Origin of the sequence: Paenibacillus soyae (assembly GCF_024623455.1) — a bacterium.
Lineage (GTDB): Bacteria > Bacillota > Bacilli > Paenibacillales > Paenibacillaceae > Pristimantibacillus > Pristimantibacillus soyae.
Genome location: NZ_JANIPJ010000022.1, coordinates 97,727 through 118,432 on the forward strand (window position 1 = coordinate 97,727; position 20,706 = coordinate 118,432).

Consider the following 20,706-nt stretch of genomic DNA (forward strand, 5'->3'; position numbering starts at 1 on the left):
ACCAGAGAAAGAAAGGGTCGGCTTCACTGTTTAATAGGCTTGTAAGCGAATACATTTCGAGGAGGATCCGCGTAATGAACAATCGATTATGGAAGAGGGCGCAATCGCTGACGGCGCGAATGCTTGTCGCGTTAATGGCGGCGACCGCGTTCGCCGTCGGACCGGCTCAAGCCGGTGCCGAGGAGGAGAGCGTTAGCATCGCTCTCGGCGCAGCAGTTATGCCGGACGGCATGACGGCCAGGGCGGGCGACAACCCGGATGGTCTGAAGACCGGTTCGATTGCCGGCAGGGATTACTGGCAGACGGACAAATCGGCCGGCACTTATTATTTCTATATGAACGTGGATGACGGCTATCTTATGGACAATACGGAATATAACGTCGATGTGACCGTCGATTACTACGATTCGGGCAATGGCAAGATCGTCCTGCAATACGACGCGGCTTCCGCCAACTTCAAGGACGGGCCGCTGTACCAATACGGCAATACGGGCGAATGGAAGAGCCATACGTTCAGCTTGACGGACGCTCAGTTCGCGAACGGGACGAACGGGGCCGACTTCCGCCTCGGCATCGAAGGCGCCGGCTCGCCTGCCGCGGAGAACGCGGAGCTGACCGCGGCCAAGGTGACCGTCAAGAAGACGCCGAAATCGGTTCCGACCGAGACCGTAGGCATTACGCTCGGCACGGCTCCGGTCGAGAACGGCATCACGGGCCGTCCCGGCGACGGGCCTCCGGAAGGCATGGTAACCGGCGAGCTGGACGGCAAAGGGTTCTGGAGAACGAACCAAACGGTGAATCCGGCCGACCCGGGACAGAACATCCTCTATTATTACTTCAACGTAAGCGATTCTTATTTGTTCGAGAACGAAGACCAGGACGTCTATGTCACGGTCGAATATTACGACAGCGGCAGCGGCGCCATCGTGCTGCAATACGACGCGCGTTCCGCAGGCTTCAAGGACGCGACGTTATTCCGCTACAAGGATACGAATACGTGGAAGACGCATACGTTCAAGCTGACCGACGCCTACTTCGGCAACCGGACGCACGGCGGCGATTTCCGACTCGGCGTAAGCGGAGCCGGAGCTCCGGCGAATAACCCGGAATTGCAGCTGGCGTCGGTCACGGTAAGGAAGCAGACTCAGGTTATCGTCGAGTCGGAGACGCAAGTGTACGACACCGTATACGCAACCGGCGACGTCGTCATCGCGGACGTCAGCGTGAAGGATTACGGCGCGGTCGGCGACGGCGCGGCCGACGATACTATGGCATTTCAGAACGCGCTGGCCGCGGCTGGCAATAACGGAGGCGGCGTCGTATTCGCGCCGGCAGGCGCCTACAAGCTGACCGGCGAGCTTGTGATTCCGACCGGCGTGACGCTCCGCGGGGACTGGGCGAACCCGGAGGCGGAAGGCGGCGCGGTGAAAGGCACGATACTTGCCGTCTACGGCGGACGCGGTCAAGGGGAGGGAACGAGCTTCATTCAGCTGCAGCCTTCCAGCGGCGTGACGAACCTGTCGATCTGGTACCCGGAGCAGACCGTTTCGTCTCCGGCCGTCTACCCATGGACGCTCGAGCAGTTGCCGGGAGACAGCGCGACGATCAAAAACGTGACGCTCGTCAACTCCTATAAAGGAATCAAAATCGGACCCGAATGGAACGAGCTGCATTACGTCCGCAATCTGTACGGCACGACGCTTCATACGGGCATCTTCCTCGACTTCACGACCGATATCGGAAGGCTGGAGGGGATCCGCCTATCGCCGGAAGTATGGGCGAATTCCGGCTTGCCGGGAGCACCGTCGGAATCGGAGCTGTTCGGCTATATGACGGCGAATGCCGAAGGCATCGTCATGGGACGGTCGGACTGGGAATACATGTCCGATATCGAGATAGCCGGCTACAAGACCGGCATGCGCGTCACGACCAGAACGGGCAGCCTCGAGACGGCCAACGCGCAGCTGTACGGGATTCGCATCCGGGATTGCAACGTCGCTCTCAAAATCGAAGGCGTCAACGACTTCGGCCTGCTCGTGACGGACAGTCGCTTCGAGGCCGGCGTCGGGCCGAATCCGACCGCGATTTATGCCACTAGCGGCTTCCGTTCGATCGCGCAGTTCAGCGGCGTGACGGTTGGCGGGACGACGCATCATGCGGTGGTGAACGAAGGCAGCGGGGTGCTGTCGTTCGAGAACAGCGTCTTCGGCGGCTGGGACGATGAAGCCGGCGGGTACGCGATTGCAGCGAAGAGCGGCTCCCTGATTCTCGGCGGGACCGAGTTCGCGAAGCCGGACCGGCATCTGCTGCTCGAGGGCAGCGTGTCGACGGTGAACGCGATCAATTCCGGCTTCGAGGGCGAGCTTGCCGTTCAGAACGATAGCGAAGCGGCGGTGCTGAACGTTCATCAGGACGCGCGCTACGAGCTGGAGCGGCTGCCCGAGATCGGCGCTCTCGACCTCGCCGAGCAGCCGAAGCCGGCGACACGGCAGCTGTTCAACGTCGGCGCGGAGCCGTACAACGCCGACCGCACCGGAGTGATCGACGCGTCGGACGCGATCGGGCAAGCGCTCGCGGATGCCGAAGCGGCCGGCGGCGGAACGGTGTATATGCCTGCGGGCGTGTACCGCGTCGAGCAGCCTTTCACCGTGCCGAGCGGGGTGGAGCTGCGAGGCAATTACGACGTGCCGCATCATACGATCGGGAACGGCACGGTTATCTTCACGAGCTACGGGGAGAACGATCCGGACGGAGAGGCGTTCATCCGCCTGGAACAGGATGCCGGACTTCGCGGATTGTCCGTCTACTACGACAAGCAGGACTGGTCCTCGGCCGGCGCGATCAAGCCGTACGCCTGGACGGTGCAAGGGCTGGGCAGCGGCGTCTACTTAATCGACACGACGTTAGTCAATTCGTACAAAGCCGTCGATTTCGGCACGCACGACACGAGCGGCCACTACATCGACTACGTGGCGGGTTCGCCGCTTATGGAGGGCATCTTCCTCGGAGGCGGCGCGGACGGCGGCATCATGCGCAACGTGCAGTTCAACCCGCATTATTACGGCCGCAACAATTACCCGAACGCGCCGACGACGGGCCAAGGCTTCGAAGTCGTATGGGGCTATCAGAAGGAGAATCTCGACGCGTTCCGGATCGGCGACGTATCGAATCAGACGATCTTCAACACGTTCGTCTACGGCTCCAAATACGGCATTCACTTCGAGGAGCAGAACGGCCGCGGGCCGGAAGCGATCGTGCTCGGGCACGGCACCGACGGCAGCAAGAAGGGCGCGGTGCTTCACGGCGCGGGACCCGCGGGGCTGACGTTCATCAATACGGAGCTCGTGTCGATGAGCACGACCGATAAGGTGTATGTCGAGGTGAACGAAGCATTCGGCTCGAAAGCGACGTTCTTCAATACTTCCATGTGGGGCGACACGACGCGGTCCATGGATATTTACGGCGGCGACGTGCGCATCCAGCAGAGCAATTTCACGCGGGTCGGCGATATCGGCGTGAACGCGCTTGGCGGGGACGTCACGCTCTATAATTCTTACTTCCAGCAGCCGCGGACGACTCACGTCTACGCGGGACCGGCTATCGAGAAGATGGTGGTGACGAACAACCTATTCAATGGCGGCATCGTGGTCGAGAACGAAGCGATCTCCAAAGTAACGGGCACGAATCTCGTTCCGGTTGCGCTCGAGCTGCTGAAGGGCGAATTCAATCCGGAGGAGCCGGAGGATACGCGGACGGAGCTTCGGCTGACGAACGTGACGGAGAGCGAGCCGCTCGAAGGCAAGCTCGAGCTGGTCCAGCCAGCGGTTTACGCGAACGCGCTGAAGCCGGTCCGGTTCGAAGGCATCGCGCTCGGCGAAAGCGTGAATATCCCGCTGCCTTATCTGACCGGCGATTCGCTGATGTTCAAGGTGACGCTGAAATCGGGGTATACGTACACGGCCTCCGTGAAGCTGGGGCAATCGTTCGCCGCGCGGGAAGATGCGGCCGGGACGGTCGTGCCGGCGATCGACGTCTCCAGTCAGGACCACTATTCGAGCGTGGGCGGAAGTTGGGGCGGAGCGGAGGACCTCAGCGCGGACTCCATGGTGACGTGGGATGAGGAGAAGCTGTACGTCAACGTCGAAGTGACGGACAATGTCCATCATCAGACCTGGACGAACGGCGATATATGGCAGGGAGACAGCCTGCAGGTCGGCATCGACATGGCGAGAGCGGACGGCGCGGCGAGCAAGCATGTCAACGAGCTCGGCCTCGCCTTGAACGGTCAAGACGTGGTCACGGCATGGCGCTGGAGAGCGCCCGAAGGCGTGGCGGCCGGAGCGCTGAACGGAGTGACGGCCGACATCACGCGGAACGAGGCGGAGAAGCGGACCGTCTACGAGCTGGCGATTCCGTTCATGGTGCTGCACGGGGCCGGTTATACGTTCGACGCGGGCGAGCCGCTTGGCCTCACGCTGCTCGTCAACGAAAACGACGGCAGCGGAAGATCGGGCTTCATCGAATACAACCAGGGAATTGGCACGAGCAAAGACGCGACGTTGTTCGGCGACCTTCATTTGCTGAGCGCGGACTATGCCGGCTTGCTTCTGGCATCCGCGGAGGCCGCGGTCGAAGAGGCGGAGACCGACCGGTCGAAAACGAGCAGAGACGCAGCGGCAAACTTCGTTGTGTTGCTGCCGGAGGGATCCTCCAAGCAGGCGCTCGAGATGAGACTTGAAGCGCTGGAACCGAATCCGGGCACTGGTCCAGGCAACGGCTCGGACAATGGCTCGGGCAATGGCGGCGTTCCCGCCGGACCAGCCGGCTTGACGCTACAAGCGGACGGCTCCGTTCTCGCGACCTTGACGGCGCGGCTGGACGGCGCAAGCAAGCAGGCGAAGGCGGCGGTAACGGCAAGCGCGGCCGCCCAAGCAATTGGACTCGCGAAAGCCGGCGCCGACGGAGGCAAACAAGTGACGTTCGACATCCCGGCGGTCCAAGGGGCGGAAGGTTATTCGCTCGAGCTACCTGCCGGATTATTGACGGAGGACCATGGCCGAAACGTCATTGAAATCCGCACGGCGCTTGGGATGCTAAGCGTGTCTGGCGATATGCTGGTGAACCTCGCCGATAAGCTCGGAGAGACCGTGACGTTCGTTCTCGCGGACGCGGACCGTAGCGGCTGGAGCGAAGAGCTTCGGTCGCGGATCGGCGATCGTCCCGCCGTCGACCTGCATATCCTCTCCGGCAACGATGTCGTAGAGTGGTCGAACGGCCAATCGCCGGTCACCGTGTCGCTTCCTTACGAACCGTCCGGCAAGGAGATCGGCGACGAGGAGCGGGTCGTCGTCTGGCATATCGATGAGAACGGCATGGCAACGGCTGTTCCGAGCGGCCGATTCACGGAAGGCAAGGTCGTATTCCGGACGACGCACTTCAGCGCGTTCGCGGTCGTTCATCATCCGAAGTCGTTCCAAGACCTAAGCGGCTTCGGCTGGGCGCGGCAAGCGATCGAGACGCTGGCGGCCAAAGGTATCGCCAGCGGCGTAACCGACCAATCGTACCGTCCTGGCTCGCCGGTAAAAAGAGCGGATTTCCTTAAGCTTCTTGTCGGCACGCTCGGACTGGAAGCGAATCCTTCGGCAGCCGTCGAGCCGTTCGCGGATGTCCCTGCCGGCGCCTATTACGCGGAAGCGGTTAGCATCGCCCGGGCACTCGGCATCACGAACGGAGCGGGAGGCAACCGATTCCTGCCGGATACGACCATTACGAGGGAAGAAGCGGCGGTTATGATCGAACGCGCGCTTCGGGCCGCGGACATTTCGCTTCCGCAAGGGGAAGCTTCGGATTTCGAGCCCTATAAAGACGGCGCATCCGTCTCGGCATTCGCCGAGGAAGCCGTTCGGCTGCTTTCGCGGGCGGGACTGGTGGAAGGCGCCAACGGCGCATTCAAGCCGCAAGGACATCTGACGAGGGCCGAAACGGCCGTGCTGCTGTACCGCCTCTATAACTTGTAGACAAGGGAGGAGCCCGGTCCGGGCGGGTCCGGGCTTCCGCCGCTTACAAGCAGGGGAAGGGAGGTGGTGGATGGCTGAACGATTATGAATAGAAAGGCGGGATAGGAGAGAGAAGCCTGCTTATTAGATGGATGCGGGAGACCATTCCGGCACCATAAAATCGAGGAGGCTTTAGGATGAACGGTATGTTAACAAGGAAGCATCTGTTGATAGCCATTCTATTATTCGCGTTTATAGGCACGCAGCTATCCCTGTCGCCGCCCGTCGCGTTCGCGGCGTCGGCCTTCAACCAGACGGCGGCTTCCGGCTACAGCACGCAATCGGGTATTCAGCTCGAGAATTCGAGCGAAGGCGGACAGAACGTCGCGTTCATCGACAACGGCGACTTTATCTCGTTCCAGAACGTCGACTTCGGAAGCGGCGCCACTTCCGTCCAGCTCCGCGTAGCGAGCAATACGGGCGGCGGCAAAATCGAAATTCGGACCGGCGGCGCGAACGGCGCTTTGGCTGGCACCTGCGTCGTCCCGGGTACCGGAGGGTGGCAGTCTTGGATCACGAAAACCTGCTCCATCAGCACGATAACGGGAGTCCAGCATTTGTATCTGAAATTTACGGGCGGAGTTGGTAACTTGTTCAACGTTCATTGGTATAAGTTCTCGAACGATCCGAACGGCGGAGACGTCTTCGGCAAGGTCATCGCCGGCTATCAAGGCTGGTTCACGGCCGGCGGCGACAATTCGCCGCTGAATAACTGGACGCACTGGTCCAAGAACGGGAGCGCTCCCGCGCCGACCGGCAACGTCAACTTCGAGCTGTATCCGGATTTGCGGGAATACTCGAAGCTGTACCAGACGGGGCTCGGCAATCTCGGCAACGGCCAGCCTGCGAAGCTGTTCTCCTCGTATGACCAGGAGACGGTGAACAAGCATTTCGAATGGATGCGGGATTACGGCATATACGGCGCGGCTTTGCAGCGGTTCGGCGCGGATGCCAACAACGCTCCGAACAACTGGAAGTCGAACCGCGACAGCGTGGCGGTCAAGGTGAGGAACGCGGCGGAGTCGTACGACCGCAAGTTCTACGTTATGTACGACATTACCGGCATGAACGCAAGCAATTGGGTGACGGCCGTCAAAACCGATTTCACGAACCAAGTGCTCGGAGCCATGAACCTTCCGTCGTCCGCAGCCTATGCCAAGCAGAACGGCAAGCCGGTCATCTGCATCTGGGGCATCGGCTTCAACGATAGGCCCGGCACGGCAGCGGAAGCCGCGGAGCTGATCGGCTGGTTCAAAAATCAAGGGTACTATGTCATCGGAGGCGTGCCGACGCATTGGAGATTGGGCGTCGAAGACTCGAAGCCGGGCTTCCTCGACGTCTACAAGTCGCTCGACATGCTGTCCCCGTGGTTCGTGGGCCGGTTCAGCCAGCTGGCGGGAGCGGATCACTTCAAAACCTACCAGTGGCAGCCGGACTACGCCTTCACCCAGCAGCACGGCATCGCTTACCAGCCGGTCATCTGGCCGGGCTTCGCGTGGAAAAACCTGCACAACGGCCCGATCAACGAGATTCCGCGCCTGCACGGAGATTTCATGTGGCGGCAGGCTTATAATCTGAAGAGCCTCGGCATTAGCACGGGCTACGTCGCGATGTTCGACGAATACGACGAGGCGACCGCCATCGCCAAGGCCGCGGAGAACAGCTCCATGGCGCCGAACAATCAATATTTCCTTACGCTCGACGCCGACGGCGTCGCCGTCTCGTCGGATTTCTACCTGCGGCTGACGCGGGATATCGCCAAGATGTTCACGGGAGAAATCCCGATGACGGCCAATCATCCGACGAGCCATCAATAAGCGTCGAAGAAGAAGGAAGAGCCGGTTAGCGGCTCTTCTTTTTTTACGCCAATCGTGGGACAGAAAGTTTGCGATCGCCTCATATGGATGATCGGCCCCTTCCTATACACTAGACATGACTCCGCTATAAAGGATGGTGCTGTAGATGGCGAAAATTACGGCCGTAGAATGTATCCGAACGAGACGTAACGGCAGCTGGACGATCGTGAAGGTGATGACCGACCAGGACGGATTGTACGGTCTCGGCTCCGCTTCGGACGTGTACAACCCGGAGGCTGTCGTCATGATCGTCGAGCAGCTGCTTGCTCCGCTGCTGATCGGGAAGGACGCCTCGAATATAGAGGATCTGTGGCAGACGATGTTTATGAGCGGCTATTGGCGGAACGGCGCGCTGCTGCACACGGCGATCGGCGGCATCGATATGGCGCTGTGGGACATTAAAGGCAAAGAAGCCGGCCTGCCCGTCTATCAGCTGCTAGGAGGCGCTTGCCGGGCGGCTGTTCCGTGCTACGGGCACGCGGGGGGCGCCGACATCTCAGAGCTTGTAGAGAGCGTGCACCGATTTCGCGAGGAGGGCTATACCGTTATCCGCGTGCAGCTCGGCGGCTACGGCGGCGGCGGCTTTATCGAGACGGACAAGGCGAACGTGCCGTCCCCATCATGGGCCGGGAAGCAAGTATTCGACGAGCATGCCTATCTTCAGGCCATTCCGCGCATGTTCGAGCAGCTGCGGACGGAATTCGGCTTCGGCCTGCAGTTTACGCACGACGTGCACGAGCATCTGTCGCCGATCCACGCGGTGCAGCTATCGAAGCGGGTAGAGCCCTTCGACTTGTTCTACCTTGAGGATGCGATTGCTCCCGAGCAGATCGGCTGGTACCGCCAGCTTAGGCAGCAAAGCGCCGTGCCGCAGGCGGTCGGCGAGCTGTTCGTCCATCCGCAGGAATGGACGCCGCTCATACAGGAGCGGCTGATCGACTTCATCCGCGTCCGCGTCTCCAAGGCGGGAGGGATCAGCGCCTGCCGCAAGATCGCCGCCTTAGGCGAGGCGTTTGGCGTACGAACCGCTTGGCAGGAGGGAGGGGAGAACGATCCCGTCAATCAGGCGGCTTCCGTTCATCTCGATATGGCGATCTGGAATTTCGGCATCCAGGAAATCAATCATTTCCGGCCGGAAGAGCTGGACGCGTTCGAGGGCCATATCGAACGGAGAGGCGGGTACTTGTATCCATCCGACAAGCCGGGGCTCGGCATAGAGCTGGATGAGCTGAAGGCGGCTCAGCTGGTAGGCGACGGCTGGAAAAGGAACGCCTATTATAATCCCTATCTTTTGGACCGCAAGGCCGACGGGACGCTGGTTCGTCCTTGACATTTTTATATGGGAGGAGTACATCGGAATGAAAAAAATAGCGGTGACGGGCGGCAGCGGGAAGCTGGGCACCCGGCTCGTGAACGAGCTGCAGGCGCAAGGCTACGAGGTCGTATCCCTGGATCAGAAGCGTTCGCCTCAGCTTCGCTGCAGGCAGCTTGAACTGGACTTAACGGACTTCGGCCAGGTGGCGGCCGCCCTCAGCGGGGCCGACGCGGTCGTACATATGGCCGCGATACCGGCGCCGCTTGGGTACACTTACCCGGTCATCTTCGCGAATAACGTCGTGTCTGGCTACAATGTGCTGGAAGCCGCTTCGATGCTCGGCATCCGCAAGGTCGTGATGGGCTCGAGCGAATCCTCATACGGCTTCGCGTGGGCGCCGGCAAGGTTCTCTCCGGATTACTTGCCTTTGGACGAGGATCATCCTCAGCTGCCTCAGGAATGTTACGGGCTATCCAAAATCGTAAACGAGCAGACCGCGGCGATGTTCGACCGAAGGAACGGGATGCAGGTCATTTCTTTGCGGTTTTCAATGATTACGACGCCCGAGGAATATTCGAGGCTGGCGATTAACGAACCGGAGCGCTACAAGCACATTTTGTGGAGCTATATCGATATCCGGGACGCGGTCGATGCATGCGTCGCTTCTTTGAAGGCGGAAGACCGCGGGGCGGTCTGCCTGAACATTACGAGCAGCGATACGCTTAGCGACCGGGAGACCGCGAGTCTGCTGAAGGATTATTATCCCGACGTCGTAGATCTGCGCTCCTCGTTTCAAGAGCGCGAAGCGATCGTAAGCAACCGCCGGGCGCGCGAGGTTCTGGGCTGGAGTCCTCGTCATTCCTGGTCGGATGAACGAAAAAACGGCGAGGACGTTGACCGGCATTCATAAAGCGAAGCGAAGTAGACCCGGCCTCGGATGACGAGTCTCGGGTCTTTGTCGCATTATTCAAACTTACGCAGCTGCTTAAATAGAAGAAACGAGAGTAGACCGATTGCCAGCATAGCCGAACCGCTGCCCAAAATAATGGGCGCCGGGCCGTAGGAGTCAGCCAGCGCCGAGAACGCGGCCAGCCCGACGGGAGGCGCAACGCTCGTGAGCGTGCCGATCAGGCCGAAGACGCGACCTTGGAGATGGGCAGGTACGCCGACGCGAAGCGCGATGGCAAAGATCGTCGTGCTGAAGGAGAAGAGCAGCCCGACGCTCAAGACGATGGGCAGCGCGAGCGCGGCCGTATCAACCAATGCGATGACGATAAAGCAGGGGCCGATCAGCGCGACGCTGCCAAGCATCCAGATGCCGCGGCGTCGCATTCTTCCGCTCCATTTCATTATGGCGACGGAGCCGATGACGTAACCAAGCGGAATACAAGCCTCGAGCAGGCCGAACACGAACGGCGGCGCTTGCCAGACTTTCACGGCCAGCACTTGAACGAGCATGAACGTAGACAGGAAGAAGAAGGTGACGAGCGGAAGCAGCAGAAACGCGCTTCGAATGAAGGCATCCCCCCAGATGACGCGGAAGCCTTCCGCGAAGTCGGAGCGGAAGGAGGGTTTCACGCCGGACGGAGCCTCTGCCTCGCGATAAGGAAAGCGTCCGGCCAGCAGCAGCAGAATGCCGGACAGCAGGAAGGCGAACGAGTCGATCGCAACCGCGAACGCGCCGCCGAATGCGGCAACGGCGATGCCGCCGGCCGCAAAGCCGCCGATCCGCGTCGCGTTGTCGGAGACGGTCATCGCGGCAACCGCTTGCGTGACGCCGGTTTTGCCGACGATCTCGATGAGCGAAGCCTGGAAGGCGGGCGAACGGAAAGTGCCGACGACCGCCACCAGTGCCGTCAGTAATAGGATCATGTAGAATGGGACGCCGGGCACAAGCATGCATATGGCGATAAGTCCTACGAGGACGAAGCGGATCAAATCGCTGATCCACATCATCTTGCGCCGGTCGATCCGGTCCGCCAAAGTGCCGGCGATGGAGCCGAACAGAAGGCTGGATGCCAGATGGGTTATGAGTACAAGCGACATAAGCTTGGCGCTGCCCGTCGTCTGAAGCACCCACAAATTTATCGCGATGCTGTGGAACGTATTGCCGAGATTGCTGACGGTATAGCTGGCGAACACCAGCATGAACGCGCGGTTGCGCCAAATGGACGCCTCCTTGGCTAAGCGCGGTGTCGAGTCAGGCTCTTTGAGGGACGACGCTTTCGCGGTTTCGATTTCATTGATTCCCATATAGAGCACCTCCTTGTTTGCTTAACTTAATCGTTTAAGTTACATGAGAGAAAAGCAGAGACGGCTCTCTGCTGCAACTCTGGTCACGGCTTTATTCTCGAGAAGCTAGCCCGGGCCGCGAGGGAAGCTCTGGCGGAATGCGCACATACTTCTCCTTCGGGCCCGAGTAGCTGTCGCGGAGCAGGCCTTGCATCAGCTCGATCGCGGCATTCATCTTTCCGCTACCATAATGAACAACAGGCGCATCGGGGAACGGATGAAGCAGCTCCGGGCAGCCCGATGCGCATACGGTGACGTATCTGGCGGGAGGCAGCCATCGCGAGGCGAGCAATCCGATCGCCTCGCCAATGATGATGCCGCATCCGGATTGACCGGCGAGGAAGCGCGGGAGCTGCTCCTCTTCCTCCAGAATGAACAGCCTGTCTTCGGAAATCGCCAACTCTCGGCAGAGCGCTCCCGCAGCTTCCGCAGAAAGCCGGTCCGTCACCATAAACTCGCGATGGTTCGGATGTCGCTGCGCGATTTCGACTGCGGTAAGCTTCGCGTCCCATACGATTTTGTAGAACAACGGATCCTCAATGAAGCTGTCGACGACGATGAGCGGTACGCCGGCGGTGAAGTGAACCGAGATTTGATGGAAGGTTTCCGACTTGGCGCCGAGCACGAACACCGCGTCCAGCTTCCGCTCCGATATGACCGCGGCGTTAGGCAAGTCTTCCTTCACGCTGCACAATACGACATGGTAGCCGAGCCGGGTAAGCTCCCTTTCCAGCGCATCGATGAAGCTGCCATGCTGCAGCCTTTCCCACCACTGCTCGCGCTCCGGGCGGTTCACGAGAATCCCGACGAGACCCGAGCTTTTTTTGATAAGCGAACGGGCAGCGAGATTCGGAACATAGCGAAGCCGTTTGACCGCTTCCATGACCCGTTGCTTCGTTTCTTCCGGGATCGTCTGATTAGGGGCGCAATTCAGCACGTAGCTAACGGTGGCGACGGACACGCCGGCTTCCTTGGCAATGTCCTTCATCGTCGCTTTTTTTTCTTTGGATTCGCTCATAACGACACTGTACCCTCCAGCCACATCTAAACTTAATCGTTTAAGCCGATTATCGCATAAAGCCGTTTCGTCGTCTACCGAACAGACGAAACGGCTTCCTCCCAAAATCTTATTGCTCGATCAAAACAACGTAGCTGTAGGCGCTCATTTGCAAGCTCAGCTTGCCGTCGCGGTCCGCCTTCAGCGTATCGTTCGCCTTGAGCGCCGGCGTGTTGGCATGCAGCACCTTCCAAGAAGCCGCTCCGCTTACGGAGTTCATAGCAGCGGCAGCAGCCGCCGGCGGATCAAGCGCCAGCTTCGGAGCTGTACCGGCATCATCAGCAGCCTTAACGAAACCGCGGAACGGAATATCGTAGCTCCATGCTTCCTCCGATTCGCCTAGCGTAGGGACGAGGAAGCTGAGCTCGGCCGCGCTTGCTTGCGCGTTAATCGCGATCAGCACGCGTTCCGAGCCGGAACGGCGTTCATAGACGAGCAAGCCGTTTTCTGCTCCTGCGTGCAGGAACGAAATATCCGTGCTTCGAAGCGAATTGAACTCGTGCCTTAGGGCGATCGTTTCTTGATAGAATCGGAGCAGCCCTTGATCCTGCTCCTCGGGATCCCAGACCATGCACTTGCGGCAGTCCGGATCGCCCGCGCCGTTCATGCCGACCTCGTCGCCATAATAGATGCAAGGCGTGCCCGGGTATGTCAATTGGAACAGGACGGCCAGCTTCAGCTTCCGGAGCTCGTCGTCGCAGATGGTCAGGAGCCGCGGAGTGTCGTGGCTGTCGAGCAGATTGAAGGCCGTCTCCGTTACCTGACGCGGATAAGCCGCGAGCTGCGTGCCGATCGCCTTCGCGAAGGAAGCCGCGTCGATCGTGCCGTAAGCGAAGAAATCGAGAACCGCGTTCGTGAACGGATAGTTCATGACCGCATCGAATTGGTCGCCCTGCAGCCACATCATGGACTCATGCCAAATCTCGCCGAGAATATAAGCTTCCGGATTCACGGCCTTGACCACCTGCCGGAATTCTCTCCAGAATTGGTGATCGACTTCGTTGGCGACATCCAAGCGCCAGCCGTCAATGCCGATTTCTTCGATCCAATAGCGCGCGACCTCGAATAGATACGCTTTGACCTCCGGATGCTCGGTATTGAGCTTCGGCATGAGCGGCTCGAACGCGAACGTCTCGTAGCTCGGAACGCCGTCCACGACCTGAAGCGGCCATTCCCGAACGTGGAACCAGTCCGCGTATTTGGATGCCTTGCCGTTCTTCTGGGCGTCAACGAACGGCGCGAACGTGCGGCCGGAATGATTGAACACGGCGTCCAGCAGCACGCGAATGCCCCGCTTGTGGCACTCGTCGACAAGCTCTTTAAGCTTCTCGTTCGTGCCGAACTGCGGATCGACCTTGAGATAGTCCTGCGTATCGTATTTATGGTTCGTCGTCGCCTCGAAGAGCGGCGTGAAATAAATCGCGTTGATGCCGAGCGAGGTCAGATGGTCCAGATGGTCGATTACGCCCTGCAGGTCGCCGCCAAAAAAGTTTTGCGGAGTCGGCTTGCCGCCCCACGGCTCGACGCCCGGAGGATCGAGAGAAGGGTCTCCGTTCGCGAAGCGTTCAGGGAAGATCTGATAGAAGACGGCATCCTTCACCCAAGCCGGCGGCTCGAACACGTCTACCGGATTAATGAACGGGAAATCGAAAAACGTGTTCGGATTGTCCGGAAGCTCCTTCGTGAATTCCTTCTCCGTCAGGATGACGATCTCATCGGAAGACGCGCTGTGAAAACGGAAGGCGTAGCGCAGGCGGCGGAACGGCGGTTTAATGGAAGTTTCCCAATAATCGAACCGCTCATCCGAGCTGAAGAGGCGCATCGGAACGGTCACCACGGTCTGCTCCCAGGCGTATTTGTCCCCCGCGATCGCTTCCACCAGCCTCGCGTCGCCGCGCCTCGCGCGGACTCTCAGATGGAGCGTTTGCCCATCGTAGGCGTAGGCCCAGTTTTGTTTGGGACGATGATAGATGGCTTCGAGTAACATTAGAACATTCTCCTCTCGATAATTGGCTGGACAAATAAAAAAAGGCACAACCTCCGCTAGCTAAGCCGAGGTTGTACCTTGTTCCAACATCGTTGGTATGCGGTAGCAGTGCCTTTATATTTTGAACGTTTGATAAGGCTTATTATACATGAAAGGCAAATCTTGCACTAGTCTATTCCGACAGAAATTACGCGTGCACCGCCGCATGCGCCTGGGCTTCCAGGAAACGCTCGCAGTCCAGCGCCGCCATGCAGCCGCTTCCCGCCGCCGTGATCGCTTGGCGGTAGTTCTTATCCTGTACGTCGCCGCAAGCGAATACTCCCGGGATGTTCGTCTCGGACGTGCCCGGCTTCACGATAATGTAGCCTTGCTCATCCGTCGTCACTTGACCGCCCAGGAAGCCGGTATTCGGCGTATGGCCGATCGCGACGAAGACGCCGTCCGCTTCAAGCAATTCTTCCTCGCCCGTCGCGTTGTTGCGAACCTTCAAGCCTTGCAGGCCCATGCCGTTCTCCGCGGCAACCACTTCGAGAGGCGTGCGGTTGAGGCTCCAGGCGATTTTTTCGTTTTGCTTTGCGCGGTCCTGCATGATTTTCGAAGCGCGAAGCTCGTCGCGGCGATTCACGAGGCGAACTTCCGACGCGAAGCGGGTTAAGAAGCCGGCTTCTTCCATCGCGGAGTCGCCGCCGCCGATGACGATTATTTTTTTGCCGCGGAAGAAGAAGCCGTCGCAGGTCGCGCACGTGCTGACGCCGCGTCCGATGTTGTCCTGCTCGCCGGGAATGCCGAGATATTTGGCCGAGGCGCCGGTCGAGATGATGACGGATTCCGCTTGAAGCTGGCCGATCCCTTCAACCTCGAGAGTGAACGGACGTTTGCTGAAGTCGACGCTTTTCACCGCGCCGTTCTTGAATGTCGCGCCGAAACGCTGTGCTTGCTTGCGCATATTGGACATCAGCTCGCTGCCGAGGATGCCCTCCGGGAAACCAGGGAAGTTCTCAACCTCCGTGGTTGTCGTCAATTGTCCGCCGGGCTGCCAGCCCTCGATGACGAGCGGCTCCATGTTGGCGCGGGCCAAATAGATGGCGGCCGTCAGTCCTGCGGGACCGGTGCCGATAATAATCGTTTTGTTCATAAATGTTCCTCCCCTTCATCCCATGCCGTCTATAATTTTTTTCTTAGCTTAAAGCTATTACAAACTGTAATGAATGTCAATACAGTTCATTCAACGTTCATGTTCGAGGGGATAAACGGGAGAGGATGGAGGAACGATTAGATTGTGCTTCAAAAAAATGGTATGATATCCTGACAATAAAACGCTCCCGGGCACGGGGGAGAGGAGTATGCTGTCCATGGTCAATAAGATAAGGAAGGCCGTTATTCCAGCCGGCGGCATGGGAACCAGATTCCTGCCCGCCACGAAGGCTCAGCCGAAGGAAATGCTGCCGCTGATCGATAAGCCCGCCATTCAATATATCGTCGAAGAAGCGGTCCGGTCGGGCATCGAAAGCATCGTGATCATAAGCGGAAGGCACAAACGTGCGATCGAGGATCATTTCGACAAATCGTATGAGCTGGAGGCCGAGCTCGAAGCGCGCAACAACGAGACGATGCTGCAGGTCGTCAGGGAAATTTCCCATTTGGCCGACATTTACTACGTCCGGCAGAAGGAGCCGCTTGGACTTGGGCACGCCGTGTTATGCGCGCGCCGGTTTATCGCGGACGAACCGTTCGCGGTGCTGCTCGGAGACGATATATTGACTTCCGAGCCGCCGTGCATCAAGCAAATGATCGACGTCTACGAAGAGTCGGAGTCTTCTGTCGTCGCGGTCATGGAAGTGCCCTGGGACCAGACGCACAAATACGGCATCGTCGATATCGAGCCGGGCAAGCGCGTCGCGCCCGTTCGCGACATCGTGGAGAAGCCGGCTCCCGGGCAGGCGCCTTCCAATTACGCGGTCGTCGGCCGCTACGTGCTTCATCCGTCGATCTTCGGACTTCTGGAGGCCGCGAAGCCAGGCAAAGCCGGCGAAATTCAGTTGACCGACAGCCTTCAAGAGCTTAATCGAAGGTCGTCGCTTACGGCGATGCGGTTCGACGGCCGGCGGCATGACGTGGGCGACAAGCTCGGTTTCGTCCAGGCGACCATCGACTTTGCGCTTGACCGGGCCGATCTGGCCGATGATGTGCGCCGTTACATGCTGGAGCGTCTTGGCATGCGGCCGAACGGTTAATAGGAAGGGTAACGACTAGCATCCGGGCGCGGATGCTTTTTTTTTCGCCGAGAAAGGTTGAACGAATTCTATTAAACCGGCGTCTATTATTCGAATACGAAGATTGGAGATTGGCGGCTACTTAAGATAGAATAGAGTCATCGATTTCGGATATGGGCAAGAGAGAGAAAGCGGCTGGGAGTTGAACGGAAGTGTATTGCCATCATTGCGTCAAAAGCTATGCGAGCGAAGCCAAATATTGTATGCAATGCGGCAGAAGGCTGCATTCACACCGAGTGATCGAGGCGGGCGCCGAATCCTTCGCGCTTATGGAAGGTGCGGCCGCTGCGGAATTCATCCATACGACTGCCTATTACCCATCCGCCGCGGAACAGCCCCAGTCCTTGCAGCGGAGCGCTGGCTGGCAGCTCCCGTTGGCTATGTCGGGGCTATGCGTCGCGGTTGCCGCTGCCCTCTATCTCTACTACAATCACGAGAAAAATATTAACGAGACGGTGCTGAGGCTGCATTCGGAGGCCAAAACGGCAGCTTTGGCCGGCGAATACGGGCAAGCGATGGAGCTGTTGTCCGACGCGCTGGAAGCAAGGCCGGAATACGAAGCCGTCGCTAAGGATATGCAAGTAATTCGGCACGTCGAGCAGCTGAAGCGAATGACCGAGCAGGTTGAGGTTAGTCTGTCTACGGGAATGACGAGGGACGCGGAGAAAGGCATCCGTACCTTGGAATCCGAGTTCGGCGGCCACAAGGAACCGATATACGACAAGCTCAAAATCCGCTTGGACGAGCTCAGCATGAATCTGACGCTGCAGAAGCTGACGATGGAGCTGGAGACGTTAACGACCGTCAAGGAGCACGGGGAGATGCTTAACATCGTCGGCGGCCTGATTGGGGAAGAGGCGGAAGCGTTGAAGGAGCAGATTCTATCCCGGATCAGAGAGCTGACGACGGCCGAAGTGGACGGTCTGCTGGCGAAACGAAATTATACGGGCGCCGAAGAAGCCGTCGAACGGGCCATCGTCTGGGCGCAAGAGGACGAAGCGCTGCTCGCGCTGGAGAAGCGCGTGCAGAGCGAGCGGGCCAGCTATGAGGAGCTCGAGCAGCAGCGGATCGAACAGGCGATGCAGCGCGCGGCCGAAGAGGATCTAATTAACCAGACCGCCGCGGTGGAATTCGTCCGGACGGAACAGACGCTGGACGAGTTCGGAGATTTGACGATTCTGGGCGTTCTGAAGAACGCGGCCACGAGGCCGATCTACTCGGTGGCCGTCGAATTTACGGTTCAGTCGGCGAGCGGAGAGACGATTGGCAAAGGCACGGCCCAAGCTACGCCTAGTTTCGTTGAACCTGGAGAAGAAATGACGTTCACCGCGACGGTTTACGGCGCGAACACCGACGAATGCACGGTCGTCGTCGATAATGCCACTTGGTACTTGGATTAAGGTGGGGATAGCGGAATGAGAAATCGAATATGGGCAGGGCTGATCGGTTCCGTACTCATCCTGGGTGCCGGGTCTGCCGCCGGATACGCGATTAAGACGGAAATGCCGAAGCAGCTGAACGGGTCCCCTCTGCTTGCCGTCGGCGAAGTGAAAAAATCGCTGAAGGATATCATTTTCGAGACGCAGAAGCTGGTGGTGATGATCGAGGCAGATACGGGCGCGCAAGGGTCGGGCTTCCTCTACAACATGAACGGCGATCTGCTGACGAACGCTCATGTCGTAGCGGGAGTGCGCCACGTGAAGGTGAAGACGTCCGACGCGCGTATTCTCGAAGGAGAAGTCATCGGCATCAGCACCGATACGGACGTCGCGGTGGTGCGGGTGAAGGAGCTGGAAGGAACCCAGCCTCTGCCGATCGCCCGCTATGAGAAAGGCGAAGTCGGGGACGACGTGCTTGCTGTCGGCAGTCCGCTCGGCTTCCAGAATACGATCACGACCGGCATCATCAGCGGCGTGGATCGCAGCTTTCAGATCGAGCCTTACAGCTACAAGGGCTTGTACCAAATTTCGGCGCCAATCGCGCCGGGCAACAGCGGAGGACCGCTCGTCGATCTGGCGACGGGGGCCGTGCTCGGCATCAATTCCGCGGGTCTCGAGGAAGGAACGATCGGCTTCAGCATTCCGCTTCCAAGCGTGCTGGCCATGGCGGAAGGCTGGTCGAAGCGTCCGATGACAATGCTGCCGAACCTGTCGTTGACGGAGGGAACGGAGGTTGACGCGAATGAGGATTCGCTGGATCAGCTCGCGGGCTACTTGGTCACGCATTTCTACGACAGCATTAACAGCCGGGATTACGTCTACGCCTATTCGCTCTTGGGCGGCAACTGGAAGGAAAGCACGAGCTACGCGAAATTCCGGGAAGGTTATTTGACCACTCGCAACGTCGTCATCGACGACATGCACGTATCGATGAGCGGGGACGAGGCGACGGTTACAGCCGTGCTGTCGGTCGACGAACGACGGAACAGCGAGAATGTGCTGAGCAAGTATCAGGTAACGTATAAGGTCGGCTACGAAAACGATCAGCTGAAGCTTCTCACGGGCAAAGGCAAGTCGATCAAAAAATAAATGGAAAGCCGCAGACTGACTTCTTCGAGAAGCAGTCTGCGGCTTTCTTTTTTGTGCGGTATTATCTGTAAACGAGCTGGAGCGTGACCGTATCCCCGCTTTGGATTGGCGTGCCAAGCAGCGAAGCCGGAATGACGCGGCCGTTCAGCATCAGCTGATAGCCGATGTTGCCTGCGATCGGCACTCCGCTGACGGACGCGATACTGCCGTTCGGAGCGAACACGACGACGCCCGTCGCGGCCAAGGCTCCGGCAACGGTCATACCGTAACGGTGTCTGACGGTATAGCCGTTCGTGATGTTCGGATAAATGTTGCCGCCGTTAATAACGACGGTTACGAAGCCTTGGTGAACGGGTGGAACCGGCTGGACTGGAGGGTAGGGAAGCGGCACTGGCAATGGGATGGGGAGCGGGAACGGCTGGGGGAATGGTCCCGGGCCGTGATGACCGTGATCGCCATGATGTCCGCCGCCGTGATGCCCGCCGCCGTGATGCCCGCCGCCATGATGTCCGCCGCCGTGCTGTCCACCGCCGTGATGCCCGCCGCCGTGCTGTCCGCCCTGGCCGTGCTGCCCCGGCTGAGGCGGCCGCTGGCCCTGCCCGCCTTGGCCATGATGTCCGCCGCCATGATGTCCGCCGCCATGATGTCCGCCGCCATGGTGTCCGCCGCCATGATGTCCGCCGCCATGGTGTCCGCCGCCATGATGTCCGCCGCCATGATGTCCGCCGCCATGGTGCCCGCCGCCATGATGTCCGCCGCCATGGTGCCCGCCGCCATGATGTCCGCCGCCATGGTGCCCGCCGCCATGGTGCCCGCCGCCATGGTGCCCCGGACCCCAAGGGCCCCATTGTCCTTGTCCCCAAGGTCCAGGTACCCAAGGTCCTGGGCCCCATGGTCCAGGCGACCATGGTCCTTGCTGCCATTGCCCGGGAATCCACTGCCCTTGCTGCCATCCGCCTACGCCTTGCCCCGGCAGAAGACCCGGAATCGGTATGATCGCGCGATCCCCGCCGCATCCGCAGCCTCCTTTGGCCGCGGTCGATTTAACAGTTGCCGTTTCTTTCGTTTTATTCACATAAGTACGCGTCATGCGAGCTTCATTCTCCTTCGTCCTTTTGAATTAGGCTAATATCCTCCTGCATACTATGCGGCTTATGCCTAACCCGTGAGCGCGAGAAGCGATGCAAATAGGTAGAAAAATTCAACACAAGAAGTTGATTTTTTGGATGTTACTAATTGTCGAAAGCGGGTAAAGTAGAACCTGTAAACAGTAGTTCAAAAAGTCCACTTTTGATCACGAAGCGTTGCAGGAAGCCTGCTCGACGTCGAATATCGAGTTCAG

General features: G+C 59.2%; 12 protein-coding genes. 7 read left to right on the top strand and 5 right to left on the bottom strand.

From position 1 onward, the window contains the following. Nucleotides 1–74 precede the first annotated feature (74 nt). The 4 genes from NQZ67_RS24520 to NQZ67_RS24535 all read left to right on the top strand — a co-directional run bounded on the left by NQZ67_RS24520 (nt 75) and on the right by NQZ67_RS24535 (nt 10,137). Complete coding sequence (locus tag NQZ67_RS24520; RefSeq protein ID WP_257451167.1) at nt 75–6,017, top strand: S-layer homology domain-containing protein; 5,943 nt, start codon at nt 75–77, stop codon at nt 6,015–6,017. 176 nt (nt 6,018–6,193) lie between these two features. Further along, nucleotides 6,194–7,873, top strand: coding sequence for a carbohydrate-binding protein (locus tag NQZ67_RS24525; protein ID WP_257451169.1), 1,680 nt, complete (start codon nt 6,194–6,196; stop codon nt 7,871–7,873). Nucleotides 7,874–8,018: 145 nt separating this feature from the next. Next, complete coding sequence (locus NQZ67_RS24530; RefSeq protein WP_257451171.1) at nt 8,019–9,242, top strand: enolase C-terminal domain-like protein; 1,224 nt, start codon at nt 8,019–8,021, stop codon at nt 9,240–9,242. 28 nt (nt 9,243–9,270) lie between these two features. Further along, the gene (locus tag NQZ67_RS24535; RefSeq protein WP_257451173.1) at nt 9,271–10,137 is read left to right on the top strand and encodes an NAD-dependent epimerase/dehydratase family protein; all 867 of its coding nucleotides are present in this window, start codon (nt 9,271–9,273) and stop codon (nt 10,135–10,137) included. 53 nt (nt 10,138–10,190) lie between these two features. Here the strand turns inward: NQZ67_RS24535 and NQZ67_RS24540 are convergent, their stop codons facing one another. The 4 genes from NQZ67_RS24540 to trxB all read right to left on the bottom strand — a co-directional run bounded on the left by NQZ67_RS24540 (nt 10,191) and on the right by trxB (nt 15,698). Then, nucleotides 10,191–11,480, bottom strand: a complete 1,290-nt coding sequence (locus NQZ67_RS24540; RefSeq protein WP_257451175.1) for an MFS transporter — start codon at nt 11,478–11,480, stop codon at nt 10,191–10,193. Nucleotides 11,481–11,571: 91 nt separating this feature from the next. Then, nucleotides 11,572–12,537: a LacI family DNA-binding transcriptional regulator gene (locus NQZ67_RS24545; protein ID WP_257451176.1), complete on the bottom strand. Its 966-nt coding sequence runs from the start codon at nt 12,535–12,537 to the stop codon at nt 11,572–11,574. Nucleotides 12,538–12,646: 109 nt separating this feature from the next. After that, a complete protein-coding gene (locus tag NQZ67_RS24550; protein WP_257451177.1) occupies nt 12,647–14,563 on the bottom strand; it encodes a glycoside hydrolase family 13 protein in 1,917 nt (638 codons plus the stop codon). 187 nt (nt 14,564–14,750) lie between these two features. Further along, nucleotides 14,751–15,698, bottom strand: coding sequence for a thioredoxin-disulfide reductase (gene trxB / locus NQZ67_RS24555; protein ID WP_257451178.1), 948 nt, complete (start codon nt 15,696–15,698; stop codon nt 14,751–14,753). Between the two features lie 217 nt (nt 15,699–15,915). Here trxB and galU point away from each other — a divergent pair, with 217 nt between their 5' ends. The 3 genes from galU (at nt 15,916) to NQZ67_RS24570 (ending at nt 19,364) form a co-directional block, all read left to right on the top strand. Further along, complete coding sequence (gene galU, locus NQZ67_RS24560) at nt 15,916–16,797, top strand: UTP--glucose-1-phosphate uridylyltransferase GalU (RefSeq protein WP_257451179.1); 882 nt, start codon at nt 15,916–15,918, stop codon at nt 16,795–16,797. Between the two features lie 191 nt (nt 16,798–16,988). After that, complete coding sequence (locus NQZ67_RS30735; protein WP_257451180.1) at nt 16,989–18,236, top strand: FxLYD domain-containing protein; 1,248 nt, start codon at nt 16,989–16,991, stop codon at nt 18,234–18,236. Nucleotides 18,237–18,251: 15 nt separating this feature from the next. After that, nucleotides 18,252–19,364 (top strand): S1C family serine protease, encoded by a 1,113-nt coding sequence (locus NQZ67_RS24570; RefSeq protein ID WP_257451181.1) that lies wholly within the window; start codon nt 18,252–18,254, stop codon nt 19,362–19,364. 61 nt (nt 19,365–19,425) lie between these two features. Here NQZ67_RS24570 and NQZ67_RS24575 read toward each other — a convergent pair whose 3' ends face one another. After that, the gene (locus tag NQZ67_RS24575; protein ID WP_257451182.1) at nt 19,426–20,454 is read right to left on the bottom strand and encodes a hypothetical protein; all 1,029 of its coding nucleotides are present in this window, start codon (nt 20,452–20,454) and stop codon (nt 19,426–19,428) included. Between the last annotated feature and the right edge of the window lie 252 nt (nt 20,455–20,706).

What these genes read in the sequence shown, in the direction of transcription:
- NQZ67_RS24530 (WP_257451171.1), top strand. Translation starts at nt 8,019, where the DNA reads ATGGCGAAAATTACGGCCGTAGAATGTATCCGAACGAGACGTAACGGC.
- NQZ67_RS24570 (WP_257451181.1), top strand. Translation starts at nt 18,252, where the DNA reads ATGAGAAATCGAATATGGGCAGGGCTGATCGGTTCCGTACTCATCCTG.
- NQZ67_RS24520 (WP_257451167.1), top strand. Translation starts at nt 75, where the DNA reads ATGAACAATCGATTATGGAAGAGGGCGCAATCGCTGACGGCGCGAATG.
- NQZ67_RS24525 (WP_257451169.1), top strand. Translation starts at nt 6,194, where the DNA reads ATGAACGGTATGTTAACAAGGAAGCATCTGTTGATAGCCATTCTATTA.
- NQZ67_RS24575 (WP_257451182.1), bottom strand. Translation starts at nt 20,454, where the DNA reads ATGACGCGTACTTATGTGAATAAAACGAAAGAAACGGCAACTGTTAAA.
- NQZ67_RS24540 (WP_257451175.1), bottom strand. Translation starts at nt 11,480, where the DNA reads ATGGGAATCAATGAAATCGAAACCGCGAAAGCGTCGTCCCTCAAAGAG.
- galU (WP_257451179.1), top strand. Translation starts at nt 15,916, where the DNA reads ATGGTCAATAAGATAAGGAAGGCCGTTATTCCAGCCGGCGGCATGGGA.
- NQZ67_RS24535 (WP_257451173.1), top strand. Translation starts at nt 9,271, where the DNA reads ATGAAAAAAATAGCGGTGACGGGCGGCAGCGGGAAGCTGGGCACCCGG.
- NQZ67_RS24545 (WP_257451176.1), bottom strand. Translation starts at nt 12,537, where the DNA reads ATGAGCGAATCCAAAGAAAAAAAAGCGACGATGAAGGACATTGCCAAG.
- trxB (WP_257451178.1), bottom strand. Translation starts at nt 15,698, where the DNA reads ATGAACAAAACGATTATTATCGGCACCGGTCCCGCAGGACTGACGGCC.
- NQZ67_RS24550 (WP_257451177.1), bottom strand. Translation starts at nt 14,563, where the DNA reads ATGTTACTCGAAGCCATCTATCATCGTCCCAAACAAAACTGGGCCTAC.